The organism is Neorhizobium tunisiense (genome assembly GCF_039631515.1).
Taxonomy (GTDB): Bacteria; Pseudomonadota; Alphaproteobacteria; order Rhizobiales; family Rhizobiaceae; genus Neorhizobium.
In genome coordinates this window covers 32,821-41,895 of the sequence record NZ_JBDIUU010000001.1, presented here as the reverse complement: position 1 = coordinate 41,895, position 9,075 = coordinate 32,821, and the positions used below count along the sequence as shown (strand labels likewise).

Here is a 9,075-nt window from a genome sequence, read left to right as displayed (position 1 = left end):
GCGTCCGCCAAGCGCCACGGAACCTTTCGAAATGTCCTTCGCCGGCTCCAACCTCTTTCCCGCACCGATAGCAAATTCCTGGGAACCGGTTACGCATCTGAAGCTCCCTGATTGAGAGCGGAGCGGTCGGCATCCAGTTCCACCATGAACTTTTCCAGCCACTGGCCGGGCAATGTCACATGGTTGATGACGAATGCCATATTGTCGGCCTGCCTGTTCAGAGCCTCCCGCAGCTTGGCGAGTTCAGCATCCTTGGCGGCGAGAAGATCGAACGTGTTCCACATCTGGCAGCAACCGCAGTCCTGATCGACATCTGGGCATCGTTCGCCCCAGTCGCGCGTGATCTCTTCGGCGGTCGGAAATTTGAACTTCTGAACCGGGTTACTCATCGCTTCCTCCTACCGGAAGGGTGGGGGAGGTGATGATGTCCTCGACTGTCCAAGACATTTCGGCTCTGTCGAACGTATCGCCGTAATCAACGATGATGTATTCCACCCAAGCGTCGTCTGGGGTCTTGAAGTGGTTTCTCAGGATCGCCGAGATTTCATCGGATCTAACCGATATCGTCGTTTTTTTGGTCACGGTTACGTTGCTCACCGGGCCACCTCCTCAGCAAGAGAGGCACCACGGGGAAGGGCGGGAGGACCGGCGTCGATATAGGCGCGCAGACGGCGCTTGTGATCGCGTGCCTCAATAGGCCAGCGCATGGACACGTCGTCCTTGAAATCCCTCCATACACTGCTATTCTTGACGTAATCGGGGAACGTCTCCTCGTCGGACAGACGGGCTTGGGAGAGGTGAAGGTAGCGCTGGACGAGGTATTCCATGGCGCAGTCCTCGGTAATCTCGACCGGCTTGCCGAACGTGTTCGAGTTGAGCTTGAAGACGCGGATGACATTATCGCCAAGCTCGCGGATCAAGTCCTCGTTGTCGAAGATCTGCCCCTTGAACGGGCTCTCGTTGATGAACTGGCGACCGCTGCTGTACTCCTCCAGCTTCAGGAGGAAATCGTCGGCGCCGATAAGCTGCTTGCTGTCTGACATCGTGTCGTTCCTTACGAGGGAGGGGGTGGCTACCATTGCCCGAGGGCGTCAGAACTGAATGGATGCTCTTGCGCGTCGAACATGTGGCGCGCGCAATGCCAGGTAATGCGACCGTCCATGCCGTGGACGCCGTTGACCGCAGGCGCTCCGCAATCCTCACAGAACTTGTGTTTCATGGGCGAAACCCCATCGTGGCGGGGATAATTGCTTCTGCGGGTCTTGGCCTTCGTCTGCTTGATCGCCTTGCAGGACTTGGAGCAGAACTTCGCCCAACCTCTAGCGCGGTCTGCAGCGCGGGCCTCGAAGGGCTTTTTGCATTCCTTGCACTGGTATGTGGCCGTTGCTGCCATCTTCATCTCCAGTTCCGTTTATCGATCTGGTCTTGCAGACCGGTGGGGGTTTAATCCGTGATGACTGTCGGGTATTTCTTCTCGTCAGCCGGAGAGGCGGGGCCTTCATCGATCCATCCGAAGCCGACCCATTCCTTGAGGTTGCCGTCGAGGATCACCTTTGGGTGCCTCGTCTCTCCGCCAGAGACCATCTTGAGCGAGGACAACTGGCTTAACTTGACGGTCTTCATGACTTTTCCTCGCTGGTCGCTTCGCACTTTTCGCGATGTCCGCGCCATTCTGCCGCCGCGTTTGCTTTCGCTCCAGAATTGCACCAACCGGCGCCCTTCCAGCCACAAGAGCATTCGCAATTGACGATGATTGTGAAGCGCGCCTTGTGGTTAGGATTGGTCTTGCTCATAGCTAGAACTCCTTGCCCCACTGGGTTTCGGCTTTGACGATTTCCTCAGCCGTCCAGAACTGGCGCACGTGGGCTAGGAGATTTTCCTTGCCTTTCTGGTGCTGCTGTTCGAGCGCCTGGATCTGCTTGTAGAGAGCGGCGATCTCAGCCGAGATGCGCATCTGCTCTTCACCGAGCTTCTGTGTCGGCCGGCCTACTTCGGGGAGGTAGTCAACCCAGTGGCTCATCGTCATCTCCTCGTTTGCGAAGGTCTTGCCTCGCTGTGGTGTTGAGATGAATGTATCCTCTTTAGCGGATGCGGTCAACATAAATATCCGCTATAGCGGACGAATTATTGATGGTCATTGGAGATCTGTGGAGCGATGACTTCTGCACCGCAGACCGATCGGTAGCTAAATTCGTTGCTTGACCTTCCGCCCCCGAGCAAGACTTCCTCCAGCTCTGGCGCTATAATGTCGAATGTTCGGTATGATGTGACGACCGGGCCGCCTACGTGCGCGGCCATATTGGCGTCATCGATCCTGACGAGAATCCGAATGGTCATGACAGCGCCTTCCTGGCATGCTCTTGCATTGTCCGTGCTGCCGTCTCGAAGTGACCGAAGTCAACGGCAACCGAGTCTATATTTTTGAGTGCCTCAAGGTAGCGGTCCCGCTCTGCTTCCAAAGCCTCTATTACAGACCCACGGCGGTCCATTTCCGCCGTGATTTCAGAAACTGATGCCGTGCGGGTTGTTGTCATAGTAGGCATGTTATTTCCTTCCTGATCGAATGTGTCGAAGAGATGCGGGTAAAGTTGCCGAGAAGAATTCTCAAGCCACGGAGCCCTATGCATGACGGTGACAGGCCCAATGTCGTAGCGAACGGCATTGGCAAGTCTAAAACGAGCCACATACCAGCGAGTCCAGTGCGACCACTGGTTCCAACGAACGCAGATCAAATCGGATTTAGGCAACTTCTTCTTGATTTTTATTGGGGTCGACATTTTCAAATCTCCTTAGAGACTCCGCCTAAGCGGACCACTCCACGTGTGAGTAAGTGACCTTGGCGACCCGATCGTTCGCCACGTCGTAGAAGAAACCTACCGCGCCATCGTCGGCGCGATGGATGACGGCGACCATGTTTGCCTTGGCGAAAGCCTTGGCCGCGCCCTCGACGCTCTTGCGACGTGAGAGGCCGCGCCATTCGTTGGCGGACTTCACGAAGAAAGCGGTGCGGGAGAAGGAAGGAACGGACATGAGAGCCTCCTTAAGGCTGGCGGCGCTGGCGGAATTGCCGCGCGTCTGTTTCGCTTCGATGATTTGAATGTATCCGCCAAAGCGGACAATTGCAATAGTCATCCGCTAAAACGGACAAAATATTTGCAAATCATTTTCGGAGGGCGTAGAAAAGAGAAAGCCCCGGTCAGGAAGTGATCCTGCCGGGGCGTTGGTTGCGGTTTGAACCGGGAAGTTTTTCCGCCGCCAAAGAACATATGTGTTTTACAATACACAAATGTCTACGTCAAACCAAAAACCTCCCCCCAGGTTCCGAAGCCTTCTAATTTTCGGGGCATACGGATTCGAGACGCCGCGGTTTTCGGGCTAACCGGATCTAGGAAAGGCATATGGAAGGAAGCGCGGGCATCAAGACGGCCCTATCTGGTAGGCAATGCCAGAGATAAACGACTATCGAGCTGAGGTTCCGGCGCAAATGCCGACCAACGGGAGTGCAGGACCCTAACTTACCCCGGGAGCATCCGGGATAGATCCTGGTCGATAAAGCGCCGGTGTCCAGTCATGCGTAAACGATGGAATAGGACGAGAGGACTGCTAACCTCAGCCTCGTCTTATTGATAGCTATGTCCTGAAATAACTGGCTGGAACACAAATTAACCAGCCGTTTAATATGATCTAACTTCAGCTATTTGTGTCTTGCACCGGACGAACCGAATATGCGTGATATGAGATCGGACTAAAAAACCATCAGATAAATGAATTTCGACCGAGAGGGCTTTATTCCTAAAACCGCTTGCGTCTGTTCTCTTTATGTTCGATGATAAGAAAATAGTCCTAGCGGGAGGTCACCATGAAGGTCTCTGAGCTGATAGCCGTATTAAACGGCCTCACCCCAGAAAAAGCAGTGCAGTGTCTTCGGGAAATCAGGCTGCAGGTCGCAGGATCTTCAGAACAGCGTCTCGTGTTTCAGGATTCTTCTCCAGAAGGTGAAGGATCTCTTCCGTCTCGGCCGACATCTGGACGCCGAAAAGGATATAGGAAACGCTGACATTCAGAACCGCGCAAACCTTTAGCAGGTTTTCCACAGTCGGTTCCTTCTGCTCTTTGTTGAACCACGAGTTCACATAGCCAGGCCCAAGCCCCGCATCTAACGATACGCGGCGCTGCGATGTGCCTCTTTCTTCGATGGTCGCTAGAAGGCGACTCTTCCAATCGTCTTTTGCCATGCCGGCAATATCCGCTAAATCGGATATTTTTGCACGTCCTTCATAGCGGACACTTGACCTATCCGCTAAAGAGGATATGATGGCGGACATGGCAACACAATTCTCCGAAAAACTCTTGGCTGACATTGAAGCGTATCTCTCTCAAACGGGGATGAGCATTTCATATTTCGGCAAGCGCTCAGCGAAAAACTCTGAACTGGTCAAGCGCCTTCGAGATGGCCGACCCATCCAGAGCGACACTGAACAGCGGGTGAGGGACTTCATGCGCCATCACAAGCCAAGGGCCTCCAAAGCAAAGCAATCAGAGGCAGCCGAACTATGAGCGAGACGTTTCAAGCGATCATCTTTCCGGCGTCGTTTCTGGTGGTTGGTCTCGGCTTCGCCTTAGCCATGAATTTCACCAACTGGTTCAAGTGGTGAGCGGGCGCGCATGACCTCCAGAGACCCTCATAACCCAAAAGGCCCGAGCAGGTACGCGCAGGCCAAGACCAAACAGGTGGACGAATGAGCGAGATATCTGAGTACGAAGCATTCAACGGCCCTGTTCATCCTGTCGTCTACGGCAATTGGGATTTCGATATCTCCAGAGCCCCGAAGGGTAAGACGGTTTCTCATCAGAGGCTTGTTCCCGGCAAGGAGGCCGGAGACGAGTGCTCGGCCAGGACGTTCGAGGTATTCGAAGCCGACGACGTCATCCTCGCCAGCAAGTGCGGCAAGGTCATCAAGTCGTATTGGCTCCCCAAGGAAAATCGGTGGGCTGGTTTCAAGGCCGGTGAAGAAATCCGCGCATGGCAGGCTTGGCCGTCTCATCCTGACGCCCCTCCCGCGCAGGCCAAGAAAGACGAGCAAGCGAAATGAGCGAGTGGATCGAACATGATGGCAACGGGATGCCGGTGGATGGCGAGATACTGGTCCATGTAAGGTTCCCCGACGGGTATGAAGACACGCACGATTACCAAGGCAATCCGCTTAAGCCGGATCGGGCCTATTATTGGTCCAGAAGCTGGGACTGGATGCGTCCTGGGGCGCCGCTCGACGTAGAAATCTTCGCGTATCGCGTTGTTCACGATCTTTCGTCTTCCAAAGCAAAGCAGGTGGAGAAGGACCAATGAGCGAGAGGTGGATACTCCGCATCCAAGACAAGTACGGGCGAGGCCCTTGGAGGCCTGGGTTCTCCAAATCTTGGGTCAACCAAGATGAAGGCGCTCGTCCGCTTCCTCCGACCGTTCAGGACGAATTCAAGGACATCGCCAAGATTGTGGCGCAGGCCGACTTGCGCGGGTGGAGTATCGGCTGCGGCGCGCGAGGGCATTCTGGAATAGGCAAGTGGTTCCTCCCCGACGAGATCGAGAGACTTCGGTCCAAGGGGTTTTATCTGGTTAGAGCCCATGCCTGCCGCGTCCTCGCCGAGAGTGAAAACCAAGTCGTTTTTGCCTCAAGAAGGCCTTTGAGATTTCTTCCGCACATCTCGTTTCAAGAGCCTGTCGGTATCGCCGCATGACCAACCCGACCAAGAACACAGGAATACAAACGATGCCTGAGGGGAAGAGCGACGATCTGATGGAAGCAGCAATCCGGGCTGTAGACGCGGCCCGCGAGGATCTGCTGCTGGCGAAGGCTTCGGACAACAAGGACCTGTTGCGACAGGTTGCGATCAGCGTCGTTCATGGTGCCCTCCTTGCTGAACGCGAGACAACCGAGGCCAAGATGCTTGCCCTCCTCAAGGACCCTGCAGCAGTCCGCATCAATTACCTCCGTGGTGATATCGCCTGCCAGGCATTGATCGACGAGGCAGTTCTTGCTGAACGTGAAGCCTGCGCCAAGATCGCCAGCGCCATCTCCACGGACCTGAGAAATGGCGGTCAAACGCGGTTCGCGGCTGCATTAATAGCGAATTCCATCCGGTCTGGCGACCGAACATCCTCCACAGAGGAGAGCTGAACCATGACTAACGAGAGACACGAGAAGGCGCTCGAAGCTGCCGACTGGATTGAGCACGACGGAAGCGAGATGCCGGTAGACGAAGAAACATTTGTCGACATCAAGTGCCGGAATGAGGCGCTTTGGAGAAAGCTCTTCGGGTTCGCCGCGCCGTCGCGAGCCGGATCCCTTCGATGGGACCACAAAGGCTCCGGCGGGGACATCCTTTCCTATCGGCTTGCTTCCCCCAACCACTTCACCAACGGAGAGTAACACCATGAACGCCTACGGTGCATTCACGACTGCTCTTATCGCCCTCCCATGGGTCATCATCGTTGCAGCCTGTGCCGTCTGGTTCGCCAAGAAGCGCTCCAAGTCGGCCGGCTCCGATACTGGCACGGAAGTACCGATTTTCCACCATCCAGTTTGATCGCCGGGCCCTCCTCCTCCCGCCCAGAGCGATCAGAACGGTGGTGCGATGGGATCACAACCTGCCCCCAGGTCCTGTCGCACCACTAACAATCGAGGGAACTGAAAAGTTCCTAGCAGTCTGACAGCGAGGACGCCAACGCTTTCCCAGCAATCGGCGTCCTCGTCATCCCCAGCCCAAGGCGGCGGCGAAAGGGTGGGGAATGGAATTACGTTATCGGCCCAGGCGGACCGGGACGAGGGCACTGAAACTCCGGCAAGAGCGCCAGTGTCCTCGTCATTGATTTGAGTGCTGTGCATTGAAAGCACCTCCGTTTCACAAGGAGATCAATCGCACAGGAGTTTTCGGAAATGCCCAAAAAGGCTTCGGAGAAATCAGAAATGTCTACTGTTGAGTTCTTTTGCCAGCAAACGTTGAGGACGGAAATTTCTCCGCCAAGCATCGGGAACGTGCAGGCGCGGATCAGGTCCGCCGCTCGCGAACTCGGATGGTCGTACACCCGCACCAAGGACGCTTGGTACGGCGACCCCAGAATTTCGATCAAGCCTGAAGAGCTGTTCCGTGTCGAGGCGGTCAGCGGTCTTACCTACGCACGAGAGGAGATGCGGGAACATGAACACGCAATCGAACGAGCCGATGCTCTCCTTGGGGGCAAGAATTCGCATCTCCTTGGCGAGATCGTTGCTGCGATTGTCGAGAGACTTGGCCTATCGCATCGCGCCGGAAATCAAGGATGAGAAACAAGCCGACCCGAAACTTTAGGGGGAAGGTTCAGATCTCCCCTAACCAACCGAAGCAATCAATCCCAACAGGAAAGGTAAATCACCATGCCAATGTCGACATTGAACGATCACTACTCGCAAGAACTCATGAAGGCGAACACGGCGACGATAGGCGCCAGGGGCGAGACAGAGCTTGATATCGCAAGATCTGCTCTTCGGCAAGCTCGGGAACTTTCGAGCTATGCTCAATCGCTCGTCAATCAACTGTGCGGTTGCCAGCCAGAGACGACGGCCGACCCCAGCCCTACCAAAGAATATGAGCCTGACGGGCTTCTTCCGCAGATTGCCCAGGAAGCGCGTCGGGCGTCGTCCGACATGAGCATGGCTATGGGTGCGCTTCGACGGCTCGAACGGCTCTGCAGCTAGTCCTAACCCCCTCTACCCCTTCATATCAACGAGGCGCATGCGGATGACAGTATCAGCGAGAGGTTTGTTTCGAGCGACCGGCAAGACCAGCAAGCCGGTGTTCACTCTGCTGGATGGCGAGATCGTCAAGGTTGATGCGCTTGAGCGTGAGCCTAACGAATTCTATCCGACGCCAGCAGAACCGATTCGGGCAATCATTCATGCCGAGATGGACCGTCTACGCGACTTCCCGATGATTTGGGGACCGGCTTGCGGTACTGGCGTCATCGGCAAGGAGCTTCGGCACCATGGCCTGCAGACCTATGATAGCGACCTGATCGACCGCGGCGCGGGGGCTGAAATCCGCAGCTTCTATGATTACACCACCGCTCCAGCGCCGGCAATCCTGGAGAATCCGCCGTTCGCAGAATGCGGGTGGGGCAATGGCAAAGCCCGCTGGCTGAAGCATGCGCTCGACGTCCTGAAGGTCGATTACATGGGCCTTCTGATGAATTGGGGATGGCCTGGGGCAGGTGGCCTCAAGCACTTCTATGCGGCTCACCCGCCGGCCCGCGTCTACCTCATGCGCTGGAAGATCGATTTCACGGGGCAGGGCGCACCGCCGATGCTCAACGCTTGGTTCATCTGGGATAATGCCCATCGCGGCGAAACGGTCCTCCGCATGCTCGATCGAAACGACGCTCGGCAAGAGGAGATGTTTGCATGACCAGGCTCATATCCACGACAGAGAAGACAGTCACCGTAGAGGCGGCAAGCAAATGACAGTGGTAGCATCGAACTACGCCCGCAAGGAAAACGACCTATACCAAACCGAGCCATGGGCAACGGAAGCATTTCTGCGCCGGTTCCCGGTTAATGGCCTGAAGGTATGGGAGCCGGCCGCCGGCAACCACCTCATGGCCGACGTTATGCGCGATGCAGGCGCGACGGTGAAGACATCCGGCATCGTGGTCTATGATCGGCAGCATGACGCACTATTCGATTTCCTGAACGATCGTCCGCACAACGAGCCGACCATTCAGGCCATCATTACCAACCCGCCATACGGGAAGGGGAACCGCGACGCCGTCAAATTCGCCCGGTTGGCGCTGGAGCGGTGCGAAGGTTTAGTCGCCCTTCTTCTTACAGCAAAATTCGATTTCGGCAAAACGCGGGCGGATCTTTTCTCAGGCAACGAACGGTTCTGGGCGAAGATTGCCCTCGTGGATAGAATCCAGTGGTTCCCCGGAGACACGACCGGCACTGAAGACCATGCTTGGTATGTATGGGGCAGCAAGGGCGCAAGCTATACGCCGCGCATGTTCTGGGAGGGGCGCCAAAATGCCGTTCCGTGAAGTCGATA

Annotated in this window: 20 protein-coding genes; 10 read left to right on the top strand and 10 right to left on the bottom strand. The window is 55.9% G+C overall.

The window, feature by feature from the left end:
* Positions 1-89: 89 nt before the first annotated feature.
* The 10 genes from ABCW43_RS00310 to ABCW43_RS00265 all read right to left on the bottom strand — a co-directional run bounded on the left by ABCW43_RS00310 (position 90) and on the right by ABCW43_RS00265 (position 4,325).
* Entirely contained in the window at positions 90-389 is a 300-nt protein-coding gene (locus ABCW43_RS00310; RefSeq protein WP_345921618.1) for a hypothetical protein, read from the bottom strand.
* On the bottom strand, positions 382-597 hold the full coding sequence (locus ABCW43_RS00305; protein WP_345921617.1) for a hypothetical protein: 216 nt from the start codon (positions 595-597) through the stop codon (positions 382-384). Before ABCW43_RS00305 ends, ABCW43_RS00310 begins: the two co-directional genes overlap by 8 nt.
* On the bottom strand, positions 594-1,043 hold the full coding sequence (locus ABCW43_RS00300; RefSeq protein ID WP_345921616.1) for a hypothetical protein: 450 nt from the start codon (positions 1,041-1,043) through the stop codon (positions 594-596). The genes ABCW43_RS00305 and ABCW43_RS00300 overlap by 4 nt, the downstream gene beginning before the upstream one ends.
* A 29-nt stretch (positions 1,044-1,072) precedes the next feature.
* Positions 1,073-1,399 (bottom strand): hypothetical protein, encoded by a 327-nt coding sequence (locus tag ABCW43_RS00295; protein WP_345921615.1) that lies wholly within the window; start codon positions 1,397-1,399, stop codon positions 1,073-1,075.
* Positions 1,400-1,443: 44 nt separating this feature from the next.
* Positions 1,444-1,623: a hypothetical protein gene (locus ABCW43_RS00290; RefSeq protein ID WP_345921614.1), complete on the bottom strand. Its 180-nt coding sequence runs from the start codon at positions 1,621-1,623 to the stop codon at positions 1,444-1,446.
* Complete coding sequence (locus ABCW43_RS00285; protein WP_345921613.1) at positions 1,620-1,793, bottom strand: hypothetical protein; 174 nt, start codon at positions 1,791-1,793, stop codon at positions 1,620-1,622. Before ABCW43_RS00285 ends, ABCW43_RS00290 begins: the two co-directional genes overlap by 4 nt.
* A gap of 2 nt (positions 1,794-1,795) precedes the next feature.
* On the bottom strand, positions 1,796-2,020 hold the full coding sequence (kleA, locus tag ABCW43_RS00280) for a stable inheritance protein KleA (RefSeq protein WP_345921612.1): 225 nt from the start codon (positions 2,018-2,020) through the stop codon (positions 1,796-1,798).
* A 313-nt stretch (positions 2,021-2,333) separates the two neighbouring features.
* The gene (locus ABCW43_RS00275) at positions 2,334-2,777 is read right to left on the bottom strand and encodes a hypothetical protein (RefSeq protein WP_345921611.1); all 444 of its coding nucleotides are present in this window, start codon (positions 2,775-2,777) and stop codon (positions 2,334-2,336) included.
* 25 nt (positions 2,778-2,802) lie between these two features.
* Positions 2,803-3,030 carry a hypothetical protein gene (locus ABCW43_RS00270; RefSeq protein WP_345921610.1) on the bottom strand — a complete coding sequence of 76 codons (228 nt, stop codon included), beginning with the start codon at positions 3,028-3,030 and terminating at the stop codon, positions 2,803-2,805.
* A gap of 902 nt (positions 3,031-3,932) precedes the next feature.
* On the bottom strand, positions 3,933-4,325 hold the full coding sequence (locus ABCW43_RS00265; RefSeq protein ID WP_345921609.1) for a helix-turn-helix domain-containing protein: 393 nt from the start codon (positions 4,323-4,325) through the stop codon (positions 3,933-3,935).
* On the opposite strand from ABCW43_RS00265, the gene ABCW43_RS00260 reads away from it, so the two are divergent.
* The 10 genes from ABCW43_RS00260 to ABCW43_RS00215 all read left to right on the top strand — a co-directional run bounded on the left by ABCW43_RS00260 (position 4,324) and on the right by ABCW43_RS00215 (position 9,067).
* On the top strand, positions 4,324-4,557 hold the full coding sequence (locus ABCW43_RS00260) for a hypothetical protein (protein WP_345921608.1): 234 nt from the start codon (positions 4,324-4,326) through the stop codon (positions 4,555-4,557). The genes ABCW43_RS00265 and ABCW43_RS00260 overlap by 2 nt on opposite strands.
* Before the next feature lie 182 nt (positions 4,558-4,739).
* On the top strand, positions 4,740-5,093 hold the full coding sequence (locus ABCW43_RS00255; protein ID WP_345921607.1) for a hypothetical protein: 354 nt from the start codon (positions 4,740-4,742) through the stop codon (positions 5,091-5,093).
* Entirely contained in the window at positions 5,090-5,347 is a 258-nt protein-coding gene (locus tag ABCW43_RS00250) for a hypothetical protein (protein WP_345921606.1), read from the top strand. The genes ABCW43_RS00255 and ABCW43_RS00250 overlap by 4 nt, the downstream gene beginning before the upstream one ends.
* Positions 5,344-5,736, top strand: a complete 393-nt coding sequence (locus ABCW43_RS00245; protein WP_345921605.1) for a hypothetical protein — start codon at positions 5,344-5,346, stop codon at positions 5,734-5,736. The genes ABCW43_RS00250 and ABCW43_RS00245 overlap by 4 nt, the downstream gene beginning before the upstream one ends.
* On the top strand, positions 5,733-6,176 hold the full coding sequence (locus ABCW43_RS00240; RefSeq protein WP_345921604.1) for a hypothetical protein: 444 nt from the start codon (positions 5,733-5,735) through the stop codon (positions 6,174-6,176). The genes ABCW43_RS00245 and ABCW43_RS00240 overlap by 4 nt, the downstream gene beginning before the upstream one ends.
* 3 nt (positions 6,177-6,179) lie before the next feature.
* Complete coding sequence (locus ABCW43_RS00235) at positions 6,180-6,428, top strand: hypothetical protein (protein ID WP_345921603.1); 249 nt, start codon at positions 6,180-6,182, stop codon at positions 6,426-6,428.
* A 4-nt stretch (positions 6,429-6,432) separates the two neighbouring features.
* Entirely contained in the window at positions 6,433-6,585 is a 153-nt protein-coding gene (locus ABCW43_RS00230) for a hypothetical protein (protein WP_345921602.1), read from the top strand.
* 350 nt (positions 6,586-6,935) lie between these two features.
* Positions 6,936-7,322, top strand: coding sequence for a hypothetical protein (locus tag ABCW43_RS00225; RefSeq protein ID WP_113130844.1), 387 nt, complete (start codon positions 6,936-6,938; stop codon positions 7,320-7,322).
* A gap of 454 nt (positions 7,323-7,776) precedes the next feature.
* Positions 7,777-8,439: a hypothetical protein gene (locus ABCW43_RS00220; protein WP_345921601.1), complete on the top strand. Its 663-nt coding sequence runs from the start codon at positions 7,777-7,779 to the stop codon at positions 8,437-8,439.
* Between the two features lie 52 nt (positions 8,440-8,491).
* Positions 8,492-9,067: a hypothetical protein gene (locus ABCW43_RS00215; RefSeq protein ID WP_345921600.1), complete on the top strand. Its 576-nt coding sequence runs from the start codon at positions 8,492-8,494 to the stop codon at positions 9,065-9,067.
* The last annotated feature ends 8 nt before the right edge of the window (positions 9,068-9,075 follow it).